This is a genomic window from Thioclava sp. GXIMD4215 (assembly GCF_045291555.1).
GTDB lineage: Bacteria > Pseudomonadota > Alphaproteobacteria > Rhodobacterales > Rhodobacteraceae > Thioclava > Thioclava litoralis.
On sequence record NZ_CP149517.1, the window covers coordinates 202443 to 228008 of the forward strand.

24 protein-coding genes are annotated in these 25566 nt (G+C 62.1%); 14 read left to right on the forward strand and 10 right to left on the reverse strand.

The annotated features are described in order from the left end of the window. Positions 1–33: 33 nt before the first annotated feature. The 8 genes from mqo to WDB86_RS17550 form a co-directional block, all read right to left on the reverse strand. Complete coding sequence (mqo, locus tag WDB86_RS17515) at positions 34–1614, reverse strand: malate dehydrogenase (quinone) (RefSeq protein WP_330629374.1); 1581 nt, start codon at positions 1612–1614, stop codon at positions 34–36. 1259 nt (positions 1615–2873) lie between these two features. Beyond that, a complete protein-coding gene (locus tag WDB86_RS17520; RefSeq protein WP_341486145.1) occupies positions 2874–3686 on the reverse strand; it encodes a sulfite exporter TauE/SafE family protein in 813 nt (270 codons plus the stop codon). Between the two features lies 1 nt (position 3687). Continuing rightward, positions 3688–5097: a M20 family metallopeptidase gene (locus WDB86_RS17525; protein ID WP_341486146.1), complete on the reverse strand. Its 1410-nt coding sequence runs from the start codon at positions 5095–5097 to the stop codon at positions 3688–3690. Positions 5098–5386: 289 nt separating this feature from the next. Beyond that, positions 5387–6490 carry a hypothetical protein gene (locus WDB86_RS17530; protein ID WP_330629370.1) on the reverse strand — a complete coding sequence of 368 codons (1104 nt, stop codon included), beginning with the start codon at positions 6488–6490 and terminating at the stop codon, positions 5387–5389. Positions 6491–6634: 144 nt separating this feature from the next. Next, a complete protein-coding gene (locus WDB86_RS17535; RefSeq protein ID WP_341486147.1) occupies positions 6635–7420 on the reverse strand; it encodes an HpcH/HpaI aldolase/citrate lyase family protein in 786 nt (261 codons plus the stop codon). 1 nt (position 7421) lies between these two features. Further along, complete coding sequence (gene hpaH / locus WDB86_RS17540; RefSeq protein WP_341486148.1) at positions 7422–8240, reverse strand: 2-oxo-hept-4-ene-1,7-dioate hydratase; 819 nt, start codon at positions 8238–8240, stop codon at positions 7422–7424. Continuing rightward, positions 8237–9091 carry a fumarylacetoacetate hydrolase family protein gene (locus WDB86_RS17545; RefSeq protein ID WP_330629367.1) on the reverse strand — a complete coding sequence of 285 codons (855 nt, stop codon included), beginning with the start codon at positions 9089–9091 and terminating at the stop codon, positions 8237–8239. The genes hpaH and WDB86_RS17545 overlap by 4 nt, the downstream gene beginning before the upstream one ends. Before the next feature lie 98 nt (positions 9092–9189). Next, the gene (locus WDB86_RS17550) at positions 9190–10425 is read right to left on the reverse strand and encodes a DUF3500 domain-containing protein (protein ID WP_341486149.1); all 1236 of its coding nucleotides are present in this window, start codon (positions 10423–10425) and stop codon (positions 9190–9192) included. Between the two features lie 179 nt (positions 10426–10604). Between WDB86_RS17550 and WDB86_RS17555 the strand changes: the two genes are divergently transcribed. From WDB86_RS17555 to hpaD, 3 genes are all read left to right on the forward strand, one after another. Continuing rightward, positions 10605–11252: a GntR family transcriptional regulator gene (locus WDB86_RS17555; protein WP_330629364.1), complete on the forward strand. Its 648-nt coding sequence runs from the start codon at positions 10605–10607 to the stop codon at positions 11250–11252. 58 nt (positions 11253–11310) lie between these two features. Next, the gene (locus WDB86_RS17560) at positions 11311–12117 is read left to right on the forward strand and encodes an IclR family transcriptional regulator (RefSeq protein WP_330629363.1); all 807 of its coding nucleotides are present in this window, start codon (positions 11311–11313) and stop codon (positions 12115–12117) included. 155 nt (positions 12118–12272) lie between these two features. After that, the gene (gene hpaD, locus WDB86_RS17565) at positions 12273–13280 is read left to right on the forward strand and encodes a 3,4-dihydroxyphenylacetate 2,3-dioxygenase (protein ID WP_330629362.1); all 1008 of its coding nucleotides are present in this window, start codon (positions 12273–12275) and stop codon (positions 13278–13280) included. Between the two features lie 88 nt (positions 13281–13368). On the opposite strand, the gene WDB86_RS17570 is transcribed toward hpaD, so the two are convergent. Further along, positions 13369–13761, reverse strand: a complete 393-nt coding sequence (locus WDB86_RS17570; protein ID WP_330629361.1) for a hypothetical protein — start codon at positions 13759–13761, stop codon at positions 13369–13371. Positions 13762–13989: 228 nt separating this feature from the next. Here WDB86_RS17570 and WDB86_RS17575 point away from each other — a divergent pair, with 228 nt between their 5' ends. The 8 genes from WDB86_RS17575 to WDB86_RS17610 all read left to right on the forward strand — a co-directional run bounded on the left by WDB86_RS17575 (position 13990) and on the right by WDB86_RS17610 (position 21347). Beyond that, positions 13990–14700, forward strand: coding sequence for a dienelactone hydrolase family protein (locus tag WDB86_RS17575; protein WP_341485952.1), 711 nt, complete (start codon positions 13990–13992; stop codon positions 14698–14700). 10 nt (positions 14701–14710) lie between these two features. Continuing rightward, positions 14711–15493, forward strand: coding sequence for an SDR family oxidoreductase (locus tag WDB86_RS17580; protein ID WP_341485953.1), 783 nt, complete (start codon positions 14711–14713; stop codon positions 15491–15493). Continuing rightward, the gene (locus WDB86_RS17585; protein ID WP_330629358.1) at positions 15493–15897 is read left to right on the forward strand and encodes a nuclear transport factor 2 family protein; all 405 of its coding nucleotides are present in this window, start codon (positions 15493–15495) and stop codon (positions 15895–15897) included. Before WDB86_RS17580 ends, WDB86_RS17585 begins: the two co-directional genes overlap by 1 nt. 175 nt (positions 15898–16072) lie before the next feature. After that, the gene (locus tag WDB86_RS17590; RefSeq protein ID WP_330629357.1) at positions 16073–17290 is read left to right on the forward strand and encodes an MFS transporter; all 1218 of its coding nucleotides are present in this window, start codon (positions 16073–16075) and stop codon (positions 17288–17290) included. Between the two features lie 40 nt (positions 17291–17330). Continuing rightward, complete coding sequence (locus WDB86_RS17595) at positions 17331–18635, forward strand: FAD-dependent monooxygenase (protein WP_339109897.1); 1305 nt, start codon at positions 17331–17333, stop codon at positions 18633–18635. A 24-nt stretch (positions 18636–18659) separates the two neighbouring features. After that, positions 18660–19715, forward strand: a complete 1056-nt coding sequence (locus WDB86_RS17600; RefSeq protein WP_339109895.1) for an amidohydrolase family protein — start codon at positions 18660–18662, stop codon at positions 19713–19715. A 73-nt stretch (positions 19716–19788) separates the two neighbouring features. Beyond that, a complete protein-coding gene (locus WDB86_RS17605; RefSeq protein WP_339109894.1) occupies positions 19789–20640 on the forward strand; it encodes a fumarylacetoacetate hydrolase family protein in 852 nt (283 codons plus the stop codon). 419 nt (positions 20641–21059) lie between these two features. Further along, the gene (locus WDB86_RS17610) at positions 21060–21347 is read left to right on the forward strand and encodes an SH3 domain-containing protein (RefSeq protein WP_330629352.1); all 288 of its coding nucleotides are present in this window, start codon (positions 21060–21062) and stop codon (positions 21345–21347) included. A gap of 86 nt (positions 21348–21433) precedes the next feature. On the opposite strand, the gene WDB86_RS17615 is transcribed toward WDB86_RS17610, so the two are convergent. Next, on the reverse strand, positions 21434–22348 hold the full coding sequence (locus WDB86_RS17615; RefSeq protein ID WP_341485954.1) for a LysR family transcriptional regulator: 915 nt from the start codon (positions 22346–22348) through the stop codon (positions 21434–21436). A 119-nt stretch (positions 22349–22467) separates the two neighbouring features. Here WDB86_RS17615 and speB point away from each other — a divergent pair, with 119 nt between their 5' ends. The 3 genes from speB to WDB86_RS17630 all read left to right on the forward strand — a co-directional run bounded on the left by speB (position 22468) and on the right by WDB86_RS17630 (position 25357). After that, positions 22468–23508: an agmatinase gene (gene speB / locus WDB86_RS17620; RefSeq protein ID WP_330629350.1), complete on the forward strand. Its 1041-nt coding sequence runs from the start codon at positions 22468–22470 to the stop codon at positions 23506–23508. Positions 23509–23510: 2 nt separating this feature from the next. Next, entirely contained in the window at positions 23511–23876 is a 366-nt protein-coding gene (locus tag WDB86_RS17625; protein WP_339109891.1) for a RidA family protein, read from the forward strand. A 350-nt stretch (positions 23877–24226) separates the two neighbouring features. After that, on the forward strand, positions 24227–25357 hold the full coding sequence (locus tag WDB86_RS17630; protein WP_330629348.1) for an acyltransferase: 1131 nt from the start codon (positions 24227–24229) through the stop codon (positions 25355–25357). Positions 25358–25566: the final 209 nt, after the last annotated feature.

Sequence of the window (25566 nt, forward strand, 5' to 3'; positions counted from 1 at the left end):
GTTTCCGGTACGCTATGCCGCGCTGGCAGGGGGTCAGGCCGCCTGCGTTTTCAGCTCGGCTTCCGAAGAAATCAGGAACTGATCGATGAAGTTACGGATGTCCTCGACAGGAGCATCCAGCAGTTCAAGCACCTTGCCGGTCTCCGACCATTCGCTGGCGATCAGATCGGGGCTGTCTTGCAAAGATTGCCCGTAGCTCGGCACGATATCACGCAGCTTGGCCTGCCATGCGGCGCTGGAGACACGCTCGGGGAAGACCTGATCCAGCAGCTTGAGCATGATCGGAGCGGCCGTGGACGCGCCCGGAGATGCGCCAAGAAGCGCCGCAATCGAGCGGTCCTCACAGGCTACGATCTCTGTGCCGAGTTTCAGCTGACCACCGTTTTTCGGGTCTTTCTTGATGATCTGCACACGCTGACCCGCCTGCCACAGGCGCCAGTCCTCATCACGGGCTTGCGGGAAATAAGCACGCAGGGCTTTCATCCGGTCTTTCTCCGACAGCATCAGCTGACCGGCCAGATATTCGACCAGATTGAAGTTATGCACACCCACCTGCATCATCGGCACAAGGTTGCGCCGCGTAATCGAGGACGGCAGATCCCACAGCGACCCCTCCTTCAGGAACTTGGTCGAGAAGGTCGCAAACGGACCGAACAACAGCATGTCCTTGCCATCAATCACCCGACGGTCGAGATGGGGCACCGACATCGGCGGGGCGCCGGTCGAGGCTTTGCCATAGACCTTGACGTTATGCTTGTTCACCACGTCGGGGTTTTCGCACACGAGGAAGGACCCGCCAACGGGGAACCCTGCGTATTCGCGGGCCTCGGGAATGCCGGACATCTGCAACAGCGGCAGCGCACCGCCCCCAGCCCCGAGGAAGACGAACTTCGCATCGACGATCTGCTTGTCGCCCCCATGCGAATTGGTGCACACAACGCGCCAGCCCCCCTCTTTGCGACGGCGGATGCCGGTCACGGTGCGGCCCGTATTCAGTTGGAAGCGCGGACTGCTTTCAAGGAAGCGGATATATTGGCGGGTAATTTCACCATAATCGACATCGGTCCCTTGCGGGGCCCACGTGGCCGCCACTTTTTCGTCGGGGTTCAACCCCTCGCCCATGAGCGGTGCCCATTTGGAAATTTCCGCATGATCGGTCGAGAATTTCATGCCGGCAAAAAGCGGGCTCCGCACCAGCGCCTCATAACGCTTGCGTAGGAAATTCACGTTTTTCTCGCCCCAGACAAAGCTCATATGGGGGGTGCGGTTGATGAAGGAGCGCGGATTGGTCAACACGCCCTGCCGCACCTGATGGGCCCAGAACTGGCGCGAAATCTGGAACTGCTCGTTAATCGACAGCGCCTTCTCGATATTGATCGTGCCGTCTTCGGCTTCAGGCGTATAGTTGAGCTCGCACAGCGCCGAGTGGCCCGTGCCGGCATTGTTCCAGCCGTTCGAGCTTTCCGACGCGACCTCATCCAGCCGTTCGGTCAGCTCGATTGTCCATTCCGGTTCCAGCTCATGCAATAGCACACCCAAAGTTGCGCTCATGATGCCGCCACCAACAAGGAGTACGTCGACCGAACGGTCTGCGGTTTTGTTTTTGAAATCCATGATAACCGCCCCCTTCGCGGATCCGATGGGGCGAAACTATGAATTTGGCGAAAGGATGCAACCGCCGCGTTGCAGCATAAGCGGCCCGAGAATTCCTGAACAAAATTGTGAGGAAACGCAAAGTCTTACGGCTAAAGCTATGTTTGGGAAGCATTTTACTTTGCAAAAGCAGCATCGCAAGTTGGATCTGAGATATGCGTTTCACGCCTTATCTGCAAATCCGCTATGCATCAGGCGGGCAGCTCTTGCCCGTTATGGGGTCTGCGTCAGCTTGTCGCAGCCCGTGATGCTATCGCTAACTGACCGGACTCGTTTCATCTGGTCATAAAAACTAACCACCGAGCCAGGGTCACAAACGAATCATTTAGGGCCGCAAAGATGGAAGTCGCTGTTCCACCTTTCAATGCCACAGATTGTCGCATGCAATTGCATACCGAAACGGAGAGCACAATGGATGACGTGCCATTTTGTGTAGAACCGTCGCCTTCAGCCGAGCAAGCCCTCGGTCACGCCGCGCTTCGTCGAACCGCGTGACGCGATATGGCAGACAATGTGACCTTGACGTAAAAGACGAGGCCCCGCCAAGCGCCGTCATGCCACGGTATGCAACAGGCAGCTCGGCTATACAGGTCAACGGAGACGTGGCCGAGTGGTCGAAGGCGTTCTCCTGCTAAGGGAAAGTCAATTTTCTCAAAAATGTCATAAAATCAGTTAAATATGAGAATGGCGCGCGGCGCTTACACCACATTGCCCGCGCGCCATTTCCGCGCATCTTCCGGTGCATTCGATACACGCAAGAGGATGCATGGAAGATAACGGATTTCGTGAAGGGGCTGGGCGCGACGCAGGCGTTTTACACGATGCTTGCAGGGCATTCGTGCGGGGCGACAATGGTGGCGCGCGGCTTGGGGCTTAATGCGCATGCGGCTGAATTCGACAAGAGCAAGGAAATCAATCTGGCACGCGCGGATCTGCGTGGCGGCCCGGCGCTGCGGTCTGGATGCCGCGTGGGGCTAGTCGGTTCAGCATGTCGTCTAGTCTTCGTCAAAATGTCACCAGCCCCACAGGTAAAACCCCACAGACGGCGTGTACTTTGTAGCAATTCTCTGCACGGCCTTGCAGTAAATCCACCATTTAATATGCTGATTTTACTGAATTTATATCATGCGCTGTAAAACAATCCGTTCCGGAGATGGGTCCGATCTGCGTTGCAGGCAGGTCAACGCCCCGCGCGGTGGCGGGGCGGTTCTTGATTGCGGTTACCCCATCAGGGCCTTGCGCAGCATGTTTCCGGCAAGCACTAGCACGGTCAGGGAAAAGACCAGCCGCAAGCGTTGGGGGCTTAGCTGGTGCGCCAGTCGCACGCCGAAGGGCACCGCAATCAGCGAGGTGACCATGATCATTGCGACGGCGGGCAGGTTGACATAGCCGACTGTGCCGGGGGGCTTGCCGGTCAGGTGCCAGCCCGTCAGCAGATAGGCAATGAAGCCGGGGATCGAGATCAGTAATCCGAAGCCGGGCGAGGTGCCGACCGCACGATGGGGCGGCACGTTATAGGCGGTCAGCAGCGGCACGGTAAAGCTGCCGCCGCCAATTCCCATCAGGGCCGAGAAAAAACCGATAAGGCTGCCATAAAGCGCGGCAAGGCGACGTCCGGGCAGGCTGTCGGACAGGCGCCAGCTTTTCTTGCCCAGCAGCATATACAGGCCCAGACAGACGCCGATACCGCCAAAGATCAGTTGCAGTTCATGGCTGCGCAGGCTGGCGGCGGCCAGCACGCCCAGCACCGATCCTATCGCGATGAAGGGCCCCCAACTGCGGATCAGCGCGAGGCTGACGGCGCCGCGCTGGTGATGGGCGGTGACCGATCGCAGCGAGGTGACGATGATGGTGCCTGTCGATGTGGCCACGCAGATCTGCATCAGCTGTTCGGGTGCATAGCCCAGCCCCTGAAAGACGTAATAGAATGCGGGCACCAGAATGATGCCACCCCCCACGCCAAGCAGGCCGGAGATCAGTCCGGCAACAAGCCCTGCGACACCGATCACAAGAACAAAAATCAGAATATCCATTTCAGGTCGGGGCCTTCGCGGTCAGGGGGACAGGCGCACCCTGTTCGGCCAGATCGGAGAATAGCCCCGTCATGCCGATAAGGGCCTGTCGTGAAAGGGATTTCAGCACATGCTCATTGGGCGCATGCTGGTTGCATCCCGCATAGGAATGGGGCACCCAGATCGTGGGCAGCCCCAAAGCGTCGGAAAAACAGTCATTGGGGAGAGAGCCGCCCAGATTGGGCAGGATATGCACGGCTTCGCCCGTGCTGCGGCCGAGGGACTCTGCGGCAAAGCGCACCCAGGGGTGGTCCGGGTCCAGACGCGTGGCGGTAAAGCTGCCATGGTCGGTGTGCCGGATGGTGACCTTGTCGAAGCCTTGCGCATCCAGATGGCGGCGCAGGGCGGGCAGGATCTCGCAAGCCTCGGTTCCCACCACATAGCGCAGCTGGCAGGTGGCCCGTGCCTCTCCTGAAATCGCGTTCAGCGGGGCCTCCGGCACGCCCGACACCATCGCCAGCACGGCGAAACTGTTCCAACCGAAGACACGCTCGGCCATGCTCAGGCTTTCCTCGCCCCAATCGGGATCAAGGGGGAAGCCCGACTCTACCGGCGGGAGGGCCGCCAGAACCTCGCGCAGGCGCGGGGTCAGGCTGTCGGGGCGCCATTCCGGCACACGGATCTGGCCGCGCGCATCGGTGATACTGGCCAGAGCATGGGCCAGATAGATCGCGGGGTCAGCCAGAAGCCCGCCGAAATTGCCCGAGTGATGGGCCCCCTCGCGCAGCGCGACGACCAGCTCGAACATGATCGCGCCGCGCGCGCCGGTAAAGATGGTGGGCGCTTTGGGGGACAGGCGCGGCCCGTCCGAGGCAATCAGCACATCGGCGGCCAGCAGCGCCTGATTATCCTCACAAAACTGCCGCAGCCCCGGCGAGCCGGTTTCTTCGCCGGTCTCGATCAGCACTTTCGCGTTGAACCCCAGCCGCCCTTGTGTGGCGATCACCGCCTCCAGCGCGCGGAGATTGATCAGGTGTTGGGCTTTGTTATCGGCGGCACCGCGCCCATAAAGCCGGTCCCCCTCCTCGATAAGGGTGAAAGGGGCAAGCCCGTCGCGCCACTGGTCTTCCTGCGCTCGCACCACATCGGCATGCCCATAGATCAGCACGGTCGGCAAGGCGGGGTCTTCACGGCGACAGGCCACCAGAAACGGCCCCGCCTCGGGATCGGGGTTGGCATGGATCGTTGTCGTGAAGCCCATTTCCGTCAGCATCGGTTGCATGGCCTCGTGCAGATAGGCATGCAGATGGGGCCTGCCGCGCGGGGTCTGGCTTTCGGTCGGGCGGGCCACCAGTCCGGCCAGATCGCGCTGGAATGTCCCGTTGTCGAAATAGGCGCTGATCCGGGTTATGGCGGCGTGGCCGAGTGTCATGAACTGCCTCCTTCGTCGGTCGCGGGCCTGCCGCTGCAAGGCGGACAAGGGGGTCTTCTGCCGGAGGGGGCCACGGCCATACGCCTGACATCCGGTCCTTCACCGCAGAGCATAGGCGAAAGCCGCAGGCTTGGCCAAGGCCGGAACGGGCCGGATTGCCCGAAAGCGCGGTCACAGGCCCGTGTGCAGGAACACAGGCTGGATGCTGCTGCGGCGCGTGCTCTGCGGGGCCGTCCGGAAAAGGGTCTGCAGGCCGCGCCCGAGGGGGCCGCCTGCAGACAGGGCTTGCCTAGAACGTATAGGAGAAGATCGCCTTGAAGGTCTGGTTGCGGACATTGCCGCGGAAGCCGTCATAGCGCACATAGGCAAGGTTGAAGAACAGGTCCTTGCCGATCTGCCGTCCCAGCCCGACGGAGCTGTAATAGAAGTTCTGCTCGTTCGAGTAGCTGTCAAAACTATTGACGAATTCATGCTTGAGACCGAATTCAAGCTGCGGCGACCATGCGCCCGGACCGTAGACGGGCTTTTCGAAACGCAGCGTGGCCATGCCTTCGCTGTAATGGATTTTCTGTTTGTCGACCTTGGTGCCGAGGCTGTTGATGGAGGAGGAATTGGTCAGCTCCTCGATGGCAAAACCCAGACGCGGATGCATCAGCCAGCCTGCAGGCAGAAAGCCGATCTCGGCATCGGAATAGGTGCCGACAAGATCGCTTTGCCAATAGGTCAGGGCGGTGTGCTGGCGGTCGGTCAGCGTGGCAAAGCCCAGCGGGATTTCGCTGCGTGCGTTGCCCCATTGCGCGACAAAGCGGTTGGCCAGCGCCCAGTGATCGTTCATCTTGTAAAGCAGGTCACCCCGAATGCCGCCCCAAGGGTTGTTGATCTTGCCGTCATTCTGCTTGAGATTGGTATGGGCATATTGCGCGATCGCGCCAATGCCCCATGTCAGGTTGTCGCTGGGCATATTGAGATATTCGACAGTCAGCGTGCCGATCCCGCCGCTGGCATAGGCCAGATCGGGCGAGGCCGAGAAGCCGTTCAACGACAGGTTCGTATAGACCATCGCGTGATCGCTGATGCCCACCAGCGCCGAAATCGGGACCTCGGCCGTCGAGATATTGTCCCGATAACCGGACAGGACGCCGGAATTCTCGGCCTGATTGAAATGCAGCATGCCGTTATTGATCTTGTCCTGCGTGATGCCGAAGATCTCGTTGCTGCTCCAGATCGTCAGCAATCCGGCATGGCCGAAGCTGCGCTGGAAACGGGATGTGATGGCCGAGCGTTCCGTTTGTGCTCCTGTTGTCCGGCCATCCGGCATATCGGCGAAAACGGGGGCGGCTGTCATCAGGCCGATCCCCGTGGCGACTGCTGTCAGAACAGTAAGTGCTTTCATTATTTCCTCCCTGATAGTGACGATGGTCTGGCCGCTCTCCTCCCCGAGGCGACCGGTTTGCGGACATGACCCGACGCGCCCGCAAAAGCTGTTTGCGGGGATAGGGGCGGGTCAGGTTGTCGCTCTGGCGTCTGGCGTCTGGCGTTAGCGGGTGCTCTCCGCGCTGTTGCGGTAGCGCGCGGCAAGCTGGCGCAGGGCATGGGCAAAAACGGTGACATCAATGCCTACGCCCACAAAACGTGCCCCCGCCTGCGTGCAGGCTTGGATGAATTCGGGATCGGTGCTCAGGACACCTGCGGCCTTGCCGGACCGGCTGATCCGATCAAGCGCCTCCAGCACGGCCTGCCGGACTTGGGGATGGCCCGGATTGCCCAGATGCCCCATATCCGCCGCCAGATCGGACGGGCCGATAAAGACGGCATCCAGCCCTTCGATCTGCAAGATGTCCTCCAGTGCGGCCAGTCCCGCGCGGCTTTCGACCTGCACGATCAGGCAGATCTGCGCATCCGCCGTGTTCAGGTAGTCAGGGATCTCGGCAAAGCGCGAGGCCCGCGCCAGCGCCGAGCCAACCCCGCGCAGCCCGTTGGGGGGATAGTGGCAGGCCGCCAAGGCGCGTTGTGCCTGCGCCGCGGATTCGATCATCGGCACCAGTAGGGTCTGCGCGCCGATATCCAGCGCCTGTTTGATCTTGGCGGGATCGTCATCGGGCAGGCGCAGCACGATATCGCTTGGCCCGTTCTGCAGCACACCGATCTGGGCCGAAAGCGAGCGGATGTCATTGGGCGCATGTTCGCCATCCAGCAAAAGCCAGTCGAACCGCGCGGTCGCGGCGATCTCGGCCAGATAGGGGTCGGCCAGACCCAGCCACAGGCCATGCGTGGTCTCGCCGGCTGCCAGACGCTGTTTGAGACGGTTCACAGGGGCAGGCATATCAGCTCTCCGCAAAGGTTAGGTCGACATGGCCGAAGGGGCCGAAATCGGCATGGAAACAACTGCCCGGCGGGGCCTCTATCGGGCGGATGAAGCTGCCCGACAGAAGGATGTCTCCCGCGGCGACCCCTTGGCCGTACTGTGCCAGACGCCGCACAAGCCAGACGATCCCTGCAACCGGATCATCCAGAACCCCCGCGCCAAGGCCGGTTTCCTCGACAATGCCATCGCGTCGCACGATGGCCCCGATCCAGCGCAGGTCGATGCTCTGCGGGGCGTGCCGTGCCGTGCCCAGCACGATGCCCGCATTGGCGGCATTGTCGGATACCGTGTCATGGATCTTGCGCGAGACGCCCGTGACCGGATCTGCGCGCAGGATGCGGGTGTCCAGAATTTCAAGCGCCGGTGCCACGAAATCGGTCGCGGCCAGCACATCGGCCCGCGTGACATCGGCCCCCGCCAGCGGAGCGTTCAGGACAAAGGCGATCTCGGCTTCGATCCGTGGCTGGATGAAGCGGCCCAGTGGAATGGTCGCGCCGCTGGGAAAGGCCATATCGCTGAGCAAGACACCGGAATCGGGGGTGTCGATATTCAGCGCCTGCTGCATCGCGCGCGAGGTCAGGCCGATTTTCCAGCCGATCACCTCCAGCCCCGCCGCCCGTTTATGTGCGATCAGGGCGGCCTGCACCGCATAGGCGTCATCCAGCGTCATCTGCGGATATTGCTGCGACAGGAGGCCGGTCTGCTGTCTGCGGCGCTCGGCCTCGAACAGGGCGGCGGCGGCGGCGGCGATCTCGGCGTGGGTCAGGGTCAGGGTCATTCGTCAGCCACTCCGTTGGACAGGGTGCCGATGCCTTCGGCGGTGATGTCGATCCTGTCCCCCGGTGTCAGCCAGATGGGCGGGTCATGCCGCGCCCCCGCCCCTGTGGGGGTGCCGGTGACGATGATGTCGCCGGGCCGCAATGTGGTGAAGGTCGAGATATAGGCGATCTGTTCGGCCACCGGAAACAGCATCCGCCCCGTGCGGTCAGACTGGCGCAGCTCGCCATTCACTCGGGTTTCCAAGGCGATATCAAGGATCTGCGCGGGGTCGGTAAAGGGTACAAGCCACGGCCCCATTGCCCCCGAACGGTCCCAGTTCTTGCCCTGCGTGACGTTGAATTTCGCATGGCGCACCCAGTCGCGGATCGTGCCCTCGTTGCAGAGGGTCAACGCGGCGATATGGGAAAGCGCCTGATCCCTTGCGATGCGCCGCCCTTCCTTGCCGATGACAATCGCGATCTCGCCTTCGTAATCCAGCTGTGCGCTCTCGGGCGGGCGGATCAGGTTTTCTCCCTGCCCGACAAAGCTTTGCACGAAGCGTGGGAAAAGCGACATATGTGGCGGTGCCTCTTTGCCATCCTTATATTCGGCGTTGCGGTCGGGGAAGTTGACCCCGACACAAAGGATCTTGCCGGGATCGGGGATCGGCACCGTATAGCGGAACAGGCCCGCCTTATGGCTGGCGGTGCGGCCTTGCGCGGCGGTCAGGATGTCGGGCAGGGCCTGCGCGGCAATCACGTCGCGCAGGGTGCGATATTGCGGGAATTCCGGCGACAGGGCCAGAACGCCATCCTCTCGCGCGACACCCCAGAAGGCGGTGCCCTGCGCGGTGAATGAGACCAGATTCATAGGGGATCTCCGAAACAGGAAAGGATAGGACAGACGGGCAGCAGGGCGGCCCGTTCAGAAGCGGTACTGCGGTGGCGCGGGCAGGGGCTGGCCCTGTGTCAGCGGGAGGCCCGCTGCTGGTGGGCGGCCAGAAAGGCCTTGCCGTAGTCATTGCCATTGGGGATGCGGCTGATGACATGGATATGGAATTTGGCGGGGGCTTCATTGCCGAGCCACATGCCGGAATGATGGTCGAATTCCAGCATCACGACCGGCGAGTGGATATGGTAGTAGAACGGGTCGTCGGGGCCATGCCCGCCGATCCAGCTGAAATACGTCCGGTCGAGATGGGCCTCGATCTGCTGCAGGCGGGCCTTGCGCGGACCATCCGGCCAATGGATGTGGAAGGTTTCGCACAGATCCATCAGGGCCTGCCGCTGCGCAGGGTCGAACTCTGCGGCGCAGACGCCCTCCAGTGGCACGATCCTGTTGTCCTGAAAAGCTCCGCCCAGATGCCGCTGGTCGGCAAAGTTGAAACGCCATTGCGGCAGGGCGGGATCTTCCATCTCCTTGTAAAGCGTAGCGCGTTCCTGAAGGGGCGGCGGCAGGCTGCGCATCAGGGCCAGCCCCTGCGCCTCTTCCTCCTTGAACATGCAAAACGTCTCGCCGCTGCGCAGCACGACCTCATTGGGTTCGGTGCCCATGAAGGTGGGGGAAATCACCATCTGCCGTCCCAGAATGAAGACGTTGAAGCCGACATGATGGCCGTAGATATGCCAGCCCCACGGCTCTGTTACGGATGGGGTGCCGAAAATCTCGAAATGATAGGACCACTCGTTCATGATCGTCGTCAGATCATAAAGCTCGCCCAGAAAAAGATTCGCCTTCATCAGACGCCGGATCTTCTGGAACCCCCGCGCCGAGGTGCAGGCCGCCAGCAGATCCCAGAAACAGTCGCGCGAGGCGGGGCCGAGATGTTCCAGCCGGACGCCTTCGGTGTTGAACACCAGTTCGGGATTATACCAGCCGCGCCAGTTGCGATGGTCGATCGGCTTCATGGCGGCGGCCTTTTCCTGCGGGCGCAGCGTGGCCAGCATCGCCTCCATTGCCGAAACCGCAAGCGCCACGTCGAACCCTTCATCCGCGAGGTCGAACAGGCCCGTCTCTGCGGTGCCGTCATGGGTGACACCGATATAGGGGGCATCCTGTAGCCGTGCCCATTCCTCTTTCAGCGCAATGGCTTGCGGGGTGGCCAGAACCGGCTGGGAATAGGTGACAGGGTCGAGGCCATGCGATTTCCCGACCCGATCATAGCTTTCGGGCAGAATATAGGCGCGATAGTCTTGTGCAGTCATTTGGTCCTCTCCGCTGCTCCTCGCCGTCTATCAGGGCCAGCCCTGAGGGCCTGCGCAAGCGGCACGGGGGGAATCTTCCATATTCCGGAAAATCTCGGATCTGTGACAAAATAGATTTTGACAAAAATATATATTTTATGGTGAGCTTCCTCATGAACGCAGGACCGGAGGGCGGCAGGATGGCCATCAGCAAGACCGCGGCGCTTTATAGCGACCTCAAGGAAGAGCTGCTGAATGGTGGCTACGCGCCGGGATCGAAGCTTGCGATCGACTCCCTTGCGACGAATTTCGAGGTCAGCCCCAGCGCGGTGCGCGAGGCCCTGTCGCGTCTGACATCGGACTGGCTGGTGCAGGCGATGCCGCAGCGCGGCTTCACCGTGGCACCGGTCTCGCGCGAGGATCTGATCGACCTGACGGCTGTGCGGATCGATATCGAGGCGCGCTGTGTGCGGCGGGCCATTGCGGTGGGCGATCTGGATTGGGAGGCGCGGATCTTGGCGACATGGCACTGCCTGTCGAAGACCGGTGCCTCTGCCGAGGGGCGGGCGCATGCCGACTGGCCGCGTCTGCATGCGCAATTCCATGATGATCTGGTCTCGGCCTGTGACAGCCTGTGGTGGTTGCGGTTGCGCGACCAGCTTTACGTGCAGGCCGAGAGGTATCGCCGCATCCTGCTGCCCCATGCGCGGCAGGACCGCGATACCGAAACCGAGCATCGCCAGATCATGGAGCTGGTGCTGGAGCGCAAGGCCGAGGAGGCGGCCGAGGCTCTGGGGGCACATCTGCATCGCACGGCGCAGGATCTGCTGGATGCGGGGCTGGTCTGAACCGGACAGGGATACCGAATGCATATGCCGGGTGGAGACGGCAAAGGAGGAGGGCAGAATGGGCTATCAAGAAACAGGGGGCGTGCTGCGCAACGAGGTGACCGGCACGCAAAGCATCCGGCGCAGTTTCGCCATCATGCGGATGCTGGCGGGGGGCGATCATGACGGGGAGAAGCTTGTCGATATTGCGGGCTCGCTCAAGCTGTCGCATCCGACGGCGCATCGCATCCTGAAGGCGCTGGAAAAGGAAGGCGTTGTCGAGCGGGCGGGGGGCACGTCGCGTTACCGGTTGGGGGCGGAGGCCGCATGGCTCGGGGTGGCCCCGTTCAACCGCTGCCCGATCACCCGCATCTCTTCGCCTGTTCTGGACGAACTGGCGCAGCTGACCAAGGATTCGATCTTCCTGTCGGTGCCATCGCATAATGATGCGGTTTATGCCGACCGCCGTTTCGGCAGCTGGCCCGTGCAGGCGCGCGGGGTGCATGTGGGCGCACGGCGTCCGCTGGGGGTCAGCGTGGCGGGACGGGTCATGATGGCCTATCTGGGCGAGGCCCGCGCCACCGAAGTGTTTCAGGAAAACCTTGAACGCTATGCCGAATGGAACTGCCCCGAGGCCCTGATCCTTGACGGGATCACGCGCGCGCGCGAACAGGGGTATCTGGTCGAGGACAGTCTGACGGGTCGCGGGCGGCGGGCGCTTGCGGTGCCGGTGCGCGATATCGGCGGGCGGGCCATCGGGGCGCTCTGTGTCATCGCGCCTGCGGCACGGCTGGGGGCGGAACGGGTCAACCGGCTGTGGCCCGCCTTGCGCGAGGCCAGCCGCAAGGTCAGCGCCTCGCTCTTCGAGACCCGTCTGGCGGGATGAGCCATGTGCTGCTCCGGCACCGGTCTGGCCGGTTTCGGGGCAGGGTATTCCGGCATGTGAACAGAACGCCCCGCAGCGCTTGCCCGAACCCTTTCCGGAACGAATGCTCGGTTCATACGAGCGCGGGGTTGCCCCGCCGTCCAGAGGAGGAAAGCATGCATATTCCGGACCCAGTTCTGACCCCGCCTTTCAATATCACCCGCTCAAGCCATGTGGTGCTGAGCGTGCGTGACCTCGAGGCCAGCCGGACATTCTACACCGATCTGGTGGGGCTGGTGGTCAGTGATGCCGATAGCGAAACGGTCTGGCTGCGCGGGCGCGAGGAGAACGCGCATCATTCGCTGGTGCTGCGCAAGGGCGAGACCCCGAACTGTCAGCGGCTCGGGTTCCGCGTGCAGACCGAAGACGACATCCACAAGGCCGAAGCCTATTTCAACAGCATCGGCACCGAGGCAAAGCTGGTCGATGTGCCGTATCAGGGCAAGACATTGCAGTTTCGCGATGCGATCGGGATGCCCGTCGAGCTGACCGCCTCCATGCCGATCCGCGAGCGCATGTTTATGGCCTATGACCAGTATCGCGGGGCGTCCGCGCAGCGCATCGACCATTGGCAGATTCAGGCACAGGATGTGCGGAAGGCGTTCGATTTCTGGCACCCTCTGGGCTTCCGGACCTCGGAATATACCTATTCGGACGGGGCGCAGGGGCAGGTGGACCTGTGGGGGGTCTGGATGCAGCGCAAGGGTAATCCGCATGATCAGGTTTTCACCAACGGGCCGGGGCCGCGCCTGCACCATTTCGCCTATCTGCTGCGCGATACCGCCGATCTGATGCATGCCTGTGATGTGGCGGGGGCCTTGGGGCTGGGCCGCAGACTGGAGCGCGGCCCGGGCCGTCACGGGATTTCCGGCGCGATGTTCTTGTATTTCCGCGATCCTGACGGCCACCGCATCGAATTGTTCAACACCCATTACCAGCATATCGATCTGGAACCGCCTGTGGCATGGAGCCTCGATAACCCCAAACGGGCCGATCAATGGGGCATGCCCGCACGGGCGAAATGGTTCAACGAGGCGACCGTTTTTGAAGGTGCGGCGCCGGTCGAGCCGGATCTGTCGGTCGAAGCTCCGACACTCGAGCGTTTTCTGGAACTGACCAGCTAGGGCCCTGTCCTGCCTGACCCGTTTCATGGACATGACCGCCGGAGCCCGAGGCTCCGGCGGTCGGCGATGTGAAGGGCGGATATTCGGCCTAGAGGGATTTGGCCATATGGGCATGGATCGAATTGGTCTTCCATGACCCTTCGGGATCGGCCTGATCGACATAGAAGGTGATGCCCAGACCACGCCGCGCACTTTCGGCCTCGAAATGGGCGACGACAATCTCGTAGGCCTTGGAAAAGAAGGCCTTGCGGATATCGGCGGGGCGGCCTGCGCCGATCCGGCACATCACGTTGACAAACGCATGTTCGGGATTGCCATCGGCAATCACATAGCGCGTCACCGGCCAGGCCCGCACCCGCACGCCACCTGTGGGGAAGACCTCCGGCGCGGTGCGGAAATGCGCGGCGATCTTGTGCAGGAGCGCGTCGATCTGGCCGCTTTCTTCGAGATTACTGGAATATTCGATAATGCAATGCGGCATGGCTATGTCCTGACTTGCCAGAGAAAAGGGTAGGGTTTTCGTAGTCTTGCGCGGCGCGGCGGGAGATCAATCCCTGCGCGCCGTTGTGTTCATCATGTGGAGCCTCTTCGTGTGAGCGCCGCCGATTTCGCCTGCGGTTTCGCAATGTGAACAAAACCTGTCGTCCTGCTTGCCCCTATCGCCCTGCCACGGGCCAATGGGCACACCCCGAACCACAGGAGCCGCCCGATGCCCGCCAGAGATCTTGCCTATAGCCTTGCCGGAACCACCATGTCGGGCCGGTTTATCTGCGGGGACAGCCCCTTGCCCCGACCGGCGCTGCTACTGGTGCACGGCGCCCACGGTCTGGACCGGTTCATGCTGGACACCGCTGTGAGGCTGGCAGATCTGGGCTTTGCCGTGCTGGCGGTGGATCTGTGGGGCGGGCGGGCCCTGCCGGAGGGGCCGCAGCAGATCGAGGCCCGCATCGGAGCCTGCCTTGCCGATCGGGCCGCATGGATGGCGCGGCTGGAGGCGGCCCGTCAGGCGCTGGCGGCCCAGCCGGAGGCCGATGCCACGCGGATCGGGATGTTGGGATATTGTTTCGGCGGCAGTAGCGCGCTGGAATTCATCCGCACGGGCGGGGCTGTGCGCTGTGTGGCAAGCTTCCATGCAGGGCTGGATCTGGTCGCGAATGACTGGTCCGCGGCCTCGGCGGGGCGTGTCCTGCTGTGCACCGGCAGCGATGACCCGATGGCGCAGAGCAAGGACCTGCAGCGTCTGACGGCGGCCATGTCGGCGGCGGCGGTCCCGTGGGAGGCCGATATCTATGGCGGGGCCCGTCATGCTTTCACCGAACCCGATGCCCCCGGTCGTCCGCCCTTTGCCAGATACGATGCCTATGCCGACCAGCGTTCATGGGCGGCGATGGCGGATTTCTTCACTCATTGTCTCGTTTGAGGATAGCTATATGGAACTTGGATTACAGGGCCGCAGCGCGTTTGTATGCGCCTCGTCACAGGGGTTGGGGCTGGCCTGTGCCACCGCCCTCGCGCGCGAGGGGGCGCGGGTGACGATCAATGGTCGCACCGAAGCCAAATTGCAGCGCGCGGTCGCAACGCTGCAGGCCGCGCATCCCGATGCGGTGGTGGGGTATATCGTTGCCGATCTGAACAGCGCGCAGGGTCGCGAAACCATCCTGAAGACCCTGCCCGAGGTCGATATTCTGGTGACCAATAACGAAGGCCCGAAACCCGGCGGTCTGGAGGAGTGGACCGAGGAGGCGCTTCTGGGCGCGATGGAGATGAATATGATCCCTGCCGTGCAGCTGATGCGGCAGTATATTCCCGGGATGCGGGAGCGCAAATTCGGGCGGATCGTCAATATCACTTCGGCGATGGTCAAAAGCCCGCGCTATTTCATGGGGCTGTCAACAGCGGCCCGCACCGCGCTGACAGCGATTTCGAAGGCCATCGCGCGCGAGGTCGTGGCGGATAATGTCACCATCAACAACCTGATGCCGGAAAAGATCGACACCCCGCGGCAGGACGCGGTGGCGGCGCATTTTGCCAAGACCGAGGGGCTGACCCGTGACGAGGTGCGCGCCCGCACGATTGCGACCATTGCCGCCAAGCGCTTCGGGCAGGCCAGCGAATTCGGTGATGCCTGCGCCTTCCTGTGTTCGGCGCAGGCGGGCTATATCTCGGGGCAGAACCTGCAACTGGATGGCGGCACGTATGAGGGGCTGATCTGATGGCGCGGCTGTCTCATGACACCGCGCTCGCGCAGGCCCTTCTGGCGTTCGAGGCGCGGCGCTGTAACGCGCTGGTGTCGGCGGATGCGGCCGAATTGCACGCGCTTTTGCATCCCGATCTGGTGCATGTGCATTCAACGGGGATGGTGCATGACAAGGCCGCGTTCATGGCGCATGTCGCGCGTATGGGCGGCTTTGTCGAGATCGAGCGGGGCGAGATCGAGCTGCGCCAGACAGGAACGGATGCGGCGGCGGGGGCCATTATCAGCGGCCCGACCCGCAATCGCGTCCGGCGTCTTGATACAGGGAAAACCGTTGATCTGATTGGCTTTAGCACGGTTGTCGCGACCCTCGGGGAGGAGGGGTGGCAAGTGCTTTTGTCGCAGCTCACCCTGACGGGCTAGGCCCGATATCCAGCCGCGTTCCGCAATATGAAATATCTCAGAAGTAACATTGGCGGAAGGCGCAAGGGCACGACAGACTACCTTTAGAGGGCGCCGCAAGCGCAGAGAGGACTGCCGGTCGGGAGAGATCTGGACCAAGCTTGCACCGCCCGTCTTCATCTTGGGAGGGGACTTTATGTCGACTGTGATCACGTCGCCGTTCGGGCGCGTTCTGATCGTCTACGGGCTTGGTGTAGCTGCCGCGATGTGCGTCAGCGAAGCCGTGACCGAACTGGGAAAGATTGCACAGGAATTCCATCCGGGCTCGCATTCGACAATCGGTTTCATCATGTCGATGCCGTCGCTTGTCGTGGCCCTTGGGGCATTGCTGGCGGGCTATCTGGTGGACCGTCTGGGAGACCGCCGCGTGCTGTATGCCGGTGTGGTCGTGATGATCCTTGGCGATGCCTGCGCGATTGCGGTGCCGTCGCTGGGACTTTTGCTGGCGGCCCGTGCGCTGACCGGTGTGGGATATGTCCTGACGGCGGTCGCCGCGATCACCGCGCTGATCCGCCTGACCAAGGGCCACCAGCGGACGATGGCGCTGGCGCTCTGGTCGACATTCGTGCCGATGAGTTTCCTGCTGCCGTTCCTGTCGGCGGGGCTGGCCGCCGAACTGGGCACCTGGCGCGCGGCTTTCGGCTTCCATATCGCGCTGATGCTGGGGCTTCTGGTGCTGGCGGTGCTGGCAATCCCGCGCCGCACCGAGGGCGAACGCGCTGTGCGCAGCCGTGGTGTCGGCAAGGTGCTGCGCGCACCGATGGTCTATCTGCTGGGGATTTCCTTCGCAGGGGACTCCTTCCTGCAAACCGGTGTTCTGGCCACGCTCGGCCATTATCTGGCGGCGAAATACAATCAGCCGGAAGTGGCGGTGGCGCACTGGAATGCGGTCTCGATGGTGGTCAATGCGCTGGCCTGCCTCAGCGTGGGCCTGCTGCTCCGGCGGGGTGTGTCCAGCCGCGCGGTGACCACGCTCGGCATCCTGATCACCGGCATTCCGGGGGCGCTGCTATACGGCACGGATCTGGGCTTCATGAATTCCATCTATGCGGTCTGGGGGCTGATGTTCGGCTCGGGGCTGCTGGTCGGGATGTGGACGCTGGTTCCCTATACCGCGCCGTCTCCTGAAACCAACGGTGCCACCAGCGGCCTTGTGACCCAGTTCACCCTGCTTGGTGTGCTGCTTGGCCCGCCTGCCTATTTCGCCGCACAGGCCGCAGGGGCCGGCGTCACGGTGGCCGTCTTCCTTGGCGCGCTGGTTGTCTGTGCACTGCGCTATCCGGTCTGCCGTCTGGCCGATCACGCTCCGAAGACCTCTGCGGCCCGTGCCGTTGTCGTCGAAGCCACTCATTGAACGCTTGGTCACCGCACCAAGCCCCCGAAAGGAGAACCCTATGCTTGATATCGCCATCATCGGCGCAGGCCCCGGCGGCCTTGCCACAGCCCTCCGCCTTGAACAGAAAGGCTTCCGTCCGAAAATCTACGAGGCCGTGCCCGATTTGCAACCGCTTGGCGTAGGCGTCGACATCAAGGTCTATGGCACCAAGGAACTGACCGAGATGGGACTTCTGGAACGGTTTCAGGAGATCTCGGTCGAGGCGACGGAATCGATTTTCTATACCGGCCACGGTCAGGAGATCTTCGGCGAGAAATGCGGCAAGCATATCGGCTATGATCACGAACAACGCTTCGTCCATCGCGGGACGCTGCAGTTTCTGCTGCGCGAGGCGGTGATCGAACGTCTGGGCCCCGATGCGATTGTCTATGGCGCTAGGTTGCAGACCTTCGAGCAGGACGAGACCGGCGTCACGCTGCATTTCGCCGAGGCCGAAGGGGTGCCGCAGACCGTACGTGCCGATGTCATGCTGGGGATCGACGGGATCCATTCGGCGGTGCGCAAGCAGCTTTTGCCCGCCTCCACCCGCACCCATTATTCCGGCATCGCGATGTATCGCGGGGTGACGGTGATGCCTGCCTATCGCGATGGCGGCACGATCTTGCATATCGGGGACCCGATCCGGCAGGGCAGCCTGATTGTCTATCCGATCCGCAACGATGTGGATGGCCAGGGCAATGTGCTGGTCAACTGGGTCTGCGAACAGCGCGGCAAGCCCAAAGGGGTCGAGGATTGGTCGGTGCGCGTCAGCCCCGACGAGATCGCCCATGTGTTCGATGACGTGAAGCTGGATTTCTTGGATGTGGGCAAAATGATCCGCGAGGCCCGCGAGATCTATATCTACCCGCTGATCGACAATGATCCGCTGGAGCAATGGTCCTTCGGGCGGGTGTCTCTGGTGGGGGATGCAGCCCACGCCATGTATCCGCGCGGCGGCAACGGGGTCTGTCAGGCGCTGGTCGATGCCCGCGTCATTGCCGAGAAACTGCACGAGATCGACGATCCGGTTGCGGCCCTTCAGGCCTATCAGGACGCCCGTCTGGAGGGGGTCAACCGTCTGGTCATCGCCAATCGCGGCGAAGGCCCCGAGGTGATCCGCCGGCTGGTCGAAGAGAAATCCGGCGGGCAGCCCTTCGACGATATCGACACGGTCATTCCCCGTGCCGAAGTCGAGGCGCTGTTCATGGAATACCACCGCATGGCCGGGATGAAACGTCCCGACGATGCCCAAAAGGCCGCGTTCAAGGCCGTCTTCACCGAAGAAACCATGAAGAAAACGGCATTTGCCGAAGACATCCGCTGAGTGAGTAGGAAAGAGAGACTGAAAATGGTTACGAAACCGCGCGTCATTGACGCAAATATGCACTGGCTCCCCGATACGCTGTTTACCGATGACGACCTGCGCGAGAAAATGATGCGCTGTATCCCGCGGCAGAACAATATCCACGTCAAGATGGTGCCGATCGAGGGCAAGAACCTCAACCAGATCATCATTGAAGAGCCGAAGGGCTTTGTGAATATCAACTACGCCGAAGGGCAGTATAATATCGAAAGCCAGCTTGAGGATATGGACCGCGCGGGGATCGACCATGCCGTGTTCCGTATTCCGGTCTGGCAGGAGTGGCTGGATCTGGAATGCTCCAAGCGCATCAATGACGGTCTGGCCGAATATGTCAGCCGTTCGAACGGGCGGTTCACCGCGCTGGCGGTCTGCCCGCCTTGGGGCGACAAGACCATGATCGACGAGGTCGAGCGCTGCATCGACCAGCTCGGCTTCAAGGGCGTGCAGCTTGCCTGCAAATACGGCGACATCTATCTGGATGACGAGGCCTTCTACCCCTATTTCGAATTCCTCAACGACCGGAAGATCCCCGCCGTTGTCCACCATACACCGCTGCCGGTGGATTATGACTCGATCCTTTCGTTCAACAACCAGCGTCGCCAATATGGCCGTTGCATCGCGCAGGGCACGGCGGTCGGGCGTGAATTGTTCTCGGGGCTGTTCGACCGTTTCCCGAACCTGCGGCTGAGCCATTCGATGCTGGGCGGCGGCTTCTTTGCCTTCGTCGATATGTTGGTGCCCAAGCCCAAACATGCCTATGGCGATGCGGTGGACCGCTTCGACACCGGCAATTCCAACCTGCGCGAAAAGCTCAGGAACAACCTGTTCTTCGATATTTCCGGCCCGCCGCAATGGGGCAAGAAACAGCTTGAATGCGCGGTCGAGGTGCTGGGCGAGGACAATATCCTTTACGGTGCCTCCTATCCGATCCGTAAGGACTGGTTCTTTGACGGTGTGCCAACGGTCGAAGCGCTCGATATTTCGGACAGCGCGAAAGAGAAGATCTTCTCGAAAAATGCCGAGACGCTGTTCGGGCTGTAAGCCCGCAGGTTCGGGTGGCCGGCGCTTGTCCGGCCGCCCTTTGTGAAAAACGATGTAGAACAAGGCGATATCAATGAAACTTGCCCGCTTCACCGAAGCGTCGCGCACCCGGATCGGCAAGGTGCTTGGCGACGAGATCGTGGATCTGACCCCTGTGCTGGGCGAAGGGGCCTCGATGCGCCGCGTGCTGGCCGATCTCGATGCCCTGCGCCCCGCTCTGGAGGCGCTGGAAGGGCCGCGTTATGCGCTGGCCGATATCCGGCTGGAAGTTCCGGTGCCGGACCCGCAGAAATTCATGGCGATCGGCATGAATTATGCCAAACATGCCCAAGAGGCCGCAAAGGCCGGTATCCCGACCCCGACCAGCCAGTTCTGGTTCAACAAGCAGGTCTCGTGCCTGAATGCGCCCTTTGATCCGGTGGTCAAGCCGGACGCCTCGGAGAAGGTCGATTACGAAATCGAACTGGGCGTGGTGATCGGGAAGGCCTGCCGTCATGTCGCGCGCGCGGATGCGCGGTCGGTGATTGCGGGATATGTGATCGTCAATGATGTTTCCGCGCGGGACTGGCTGCCCAAATCGCCCACCTTCACCTTGGGCAAATCCTTTGACACGCATGGGCCGGTGGGGCCGTGGATCACGACCGATGACGAGATCCCCGATCCTTTGGATCTGGCCATGAAACTGTGGGTCAATGGCGAATTGCGCCAGAATGACCGGACCAGCGATATGATCTACGACATCTATGACCAGATTGCCTATCTGAGCACGGTCATGACGCTGCAGCCGGGTGATATTCTGGCCAGCGGAACGCCCAGCGGCATCGGTGCGCCCAGCGGGCGGTTCCTGCAACCGGGCGACCGGATGGAGTTGGAGATCGAGCGGTTGGGCCGGATTGCGGCGGAGGTCATCGCAGAGACGGCCTGACCGAAAGGCGCTCGGTATTTGGCCGGAGGCTTGCGGCACCCGTGCTGCGGCGTCCGGTCAATGGCGGCACCTTGGCCCGAGGTTGCCGCCACCCTGTCATGCCGGATCGGCGAGGGCGAAACCCTGCTATGGCCCCTCCCGAGACCGGCGCAGTGCTTTGTGCCGCGGGATTTGCCTCTCCCATGTGGCACAGGTTCAGGGGCGGGTGGCCTTTACGCTTCTGGACGGGGGGCGCATGATCGCATAAGCCAAGGGGGCATCCTGCGATTTGCGGCCCTTCTCGGCGCGTCGGGCCGGTCCCGCAGATCGGCTGGTGCCCGCAAAGACGTTTCGATTGGAACGCTCCGGCGGCTCTCGCCGGACGGGGTACGCGGAACGTCCTGCGGTCAGGCAATAAGAAAAGACGATGAGGCAAATCAATGCGTGGTCACACCTTTCTCAAAGTAATGGCGCTTGCGCTGCTGGCAGGCTGCACCGGCATGGGGTCGGGGGGTGTTGTGGTTAAAGGAGCAGGGCCGGACGAGCTTTTGAAGCTGCGTGCGGGGCCGGGCCTTGGCTACAATATCATCATGGGTCTGCCCAATGGCACCCAGTTGAAAAAGCATGAATGCGTCACCGAGGTCGGGCAGCTCTGGTGCCATGTCTCGCTGGTGAATGCGCCGCAAGTCATGGGCTATGTCTCTGCCGATTATCTGGCGATCCGCTGATCCGGCCTCGCCGCCATAGGCCGGAGCGGTGTCTCCGGCCCGCGCGGGCGGCTGAGACGGCATGGGTGCGCGCGAACGGTGCGCGATCAGCCCAGAAACAGCGGCAGGAAATCCGATAAGGTGGCCGATTGTTCCCGATCGCTGCGCCAGATTGCATGGATCGGCGTGCTGTAGCGGAAAAGTTCCGGCAGCAGTTCGTGGCTGCGCCCGTGCAGATGCCGCTGGCAGTGAACGGGCAGGAACCCGATATAGATCCCGCTTTGGATCAGCCCCATCACCGCCTCGGTCTGATAGGCGGTGCTGCCTTGCGGAAAGGCCAGTTTGCGCTGACGCAGCAGATCGCTTTCGAAATAGCCGCGATAGACCAGTGCATGTGCGCGGATCTCGCGCTCTGACAGCGGCGCGCCCCGATCCAGCGCCTGCGCCAGCGGATGGTCCCCGCCGCAAAATAGCCCCACCGGTTCATCGTAAAGCGGGTGGCATTGCAGCCCCGGTGTCCGGTGGTAATCCGGCACGACCCCAAGATGCAGGCGGCCATCTAGCACTCCACGCTCGATTTCGGCGGGTGTGCCGACCGTGATATTCACGGTCAGGCCGGGCGCATCGGCGCGACAGGTCTTGATGGCCCCAAGCAGCGGATTGGCCTCGTCGGTCAGCGCAAAATCCATCAGGCCGATTTCCAGCCGTCCCACCAGACGGTCTCCCATCGCGGCGATATTGGCGCTGAAGTCATCGGCGGATTTCAGGAAGCGGTCCACATAGTCCAGCACCTGCCGCCCCGCCTGTGTCAGGCTGAACCCCGCCCGTCCCCGATGGCACAGCCGCAACCCAAGCCGCGTTTCCAGATCCGCGATCTGGCGCGAGATCGTCGAGCGCCCGACCCCCAGTTCGGTCTGGGCTGCCGACAGGCCGCCACATTCGATCACCGTGCGGAAGACGCGCATCAGCCGGATGTCGACATCACTGATCTGCCCCGAAAAGACCTTGCGTCGCCGTGCCATGAGTTCTCCTGCGCAATGACGTGCATGAATATGCAACTTATGTTTGATTCTTGCAAGTTTAAGAAACTTTTGCCGCCGCTAGGATAGGCCGCATAAAGACAGTTTGCCGGAATGGACCCATGTGGAATGACGAAAAACTTGCAAAGCTGCGGCAGCAGTTTTGCAATACGAATGGCGGCGAGATGGTCGATCCGGATTTCCGCCGGATTGCGGCGCAGATCTTTGATCCGCAGGGGCGCCGCACCGCGCCCTATGCCGGCCTGCCGACCTTGCTGGATGCCCCCGCACGGGCGGATGGAAGCGCCGAGGGGCTTCAGGTCGCGCTTTACGGGATGCCGATGGATCTGGGCGTGACCAATCGCAATGGCGCACGTTTCGGTCCGCGCGCGCTGCGCGCGATCGAGCGGATAGGCCCCTATAACGATGCGCTGGTCTGCGCGCCCGTGCACGAGATGGCGGTGGCCGATATCGGGGATGTGCCCTTCCGCAGCCGCTTCGACCTGACGCGGAGCCATGAGGATATCGAGGCATTCGTGGCGGGGATTGTCGCGTCGGGGGCCTTGCCGCTGGGGGTCGGGGGGGATCACTCGGTCAGCCTGCCGGTCTTGCGGGCCATCGGGCGGGAACGCCCTGTGGGGATGATCCATATCGATGCGCATTGCGATACGGGCGGGGCCTATGAGGGCGAGAAGTTCCATCATGGCGGCCCGTTCCGCAATGCCGTGCTGGAAGGGGTTCTGGACCCGGAGCGGACCATCCAGATCGGTATTCGCGGGGCGGCGGGATATATCTGGGAATTCTCGACCCTGTCGGGCATGACGGTCATTCCTGCACAGGAGATCACCGAGGCATCGCTGCCCGACATCATCGCCCGTGCCCGTGCAGTGATCGGCACCGGCCCGACCTATCTGAGTTTCGACATCGACAGTCTCGATCCGGCATTCGCCCCCGGAACAGGGACGCCGGAGGTTGGTGGCCTGACCCCGCGCGAAGTGCTGCGTTTGCTGCGGGGCCTCAAGGGGGCCAATATCGTCGGTGCGGATGTCGTCGAGGTGGCTCCGGCCTATGACAGCACCACGAATACCGCGCAGAACGCGGCCCAGATGCTGTTCGAGATCCTCAGCCTCATGCAGTTTTCTCCGTCACTTCCCAAAGGATAATCATGTTTCCTCCGATTACACGTCTTGAGCCCGGCCCCCGCATGAGCGAGGCCGTCATTTACAACGGTCTGGTCTGGCTGGCGGGGCAGGTGGGCGAAGGGGCCACAGTGGCCGCCCAGACCGCCGATATGCTGGCCCGTGTCGAGACCCTGCTCGGGCAGTCGGGCAGCTCGAAATCCCGCATTCTGTCAGCCCAGATCTGGTTGGCGGATATGGCCGATTTTGCCGATATGAATGCGGTCTGGGATGCTTGGATCGACCCCGAGCATCCGCCCGCACGCGCCTGCGGCGAGGCACGGCTGGCGACAGAGGAGTATCGCGTCGAGATCCTGATCCTTGCGGCGCAGGGCGACGATGCGGCGGCATAGCCGCGAAGCGATAGTGTGAAGACACGCAACAGCCGCAAGATGACTTGCGGCTGTTGTCCTGATGGCGCGCGCCGCCATCGCCTGGACTTGGAACGCCCGAAGCATAAGAAAGCGTCGCGCTCCGGCGGTGCAATCCCGCAGCGCGCGTCGGGGATGGGCGCATGGGCAGTTTTTGCGCATTTTGCAACCAAGGAGGGAAATGCCGTTCCGGAAATATCGCATTTGGGTATGGAAGGGCATGGGCAAGCCGTGGCAGAATGGTTAATGTCGGGGCTGTTATTTGTGCTCCCGAGCATATTGTTGAACTCTTCCCGCCCACGTTGTCCATTTTAACGGATCCCACAGGTTTCATGGCCCATCTTGACACGACTTCTTCGCTTGCGATCCGTTTGGCGCGGGTGCTCTGTATCACCCTGATGATCGGGATCCATTTCGCACCGGGGATCAATACGCTTCTTGCCCTGCCGCTGACGCGGCTCGAGCATGGGCTGATCTGGTTGGTGCTGGATGAATTCGGCCGTGCCAGCGTGCCGCTGCTCAGTATCGTTTCGGGTTTTCTGGTCACGCAGGCGATGTCCTCGGGCCGCGCCCGCACCAAGATCCTGCGTTCCAAACTGGCGCGGCTGGGCATTCCGCTGCTGTTCTGGTGTTCTGTCAGTTTCGTCCTGCTTCTGGCCTATAGCCCTGCGGCTTTACAGGCGGCTCTGGCACAGACAGACTGGCTGCAACGCATCAGCTGGTTCACCGCTCTGACCGAGATGCCCGCCAATACACCCTTGTATTTCCTGCGCGATCTTCTGGTCTGCAATGTTGTCTTGCTGGCGCTTTGGCCCTTGGGCAAACATGCGCCGGCCTTGCTTCTGGGGGTGCTGCTGGCGGTCTACGTGGCCGCATGGGGGGTGAATAACCTGCATCTGCCGATGCTGCCGATCTTCATCAAATCCCGCATCTTCATTTTCTTTCTCTTTGGCGTCGCGATCTCGCTATTTGCCAAGGCCCCGCCGCGTCCTGCATTCTGGCTGATCGGGATCGTCTATGCGGCACATCTTCTGGATCTGTGGACGGGGCGCAGCTATCTGCCGCAAACCCTGAGCGACATTCTGCACCGTCTGGCGATTTCGATGCTGATGTGGCGGGTCTGCCTATCGCTGGCCACGAAACCTGCCGTGTCGCATCTGCTGGGACGGTGCGAGCCTTACATGTTCTTCATGTTCTGCTCGCATTGGATCGTGACGATCCTTTATATGCGACTTCTCGACCATCTCGGGATCACCGATAATGACCGTGTGTTCCTGTTCCTGTTCTTGCTGAATTATCCGCTGTCTTTTGTGACCGCATGGCTGCTGCAACATATGGCACGGCATGTGCCGGTGGCACGGCTTCTGATGACGGGCAAGGGGCCCTCCAGACATCGCCCGACCGTTCTGGCACATACCGCCCCCGCCTCTGGCACGTCCGAACAGGAGCTTCCCTCGCGCTGACGTGGCGGCACACGCGGCCTGTCCCGTTCGTCGGGGAGGGCGCAGGTGATTCAACTTACGGTTTTGTGGCGGGGGCTGTCATTCGGGCGCTGCCCGCCTGTTGGGCATCACGCGGCGGATCTTGGCGCATCGGGGCCGTTCTATAAGCAAAACGGCACCGAAAGCGGCTGCAAACCCCGCAAATACCATTTTACCCTACGGTTTTTTCA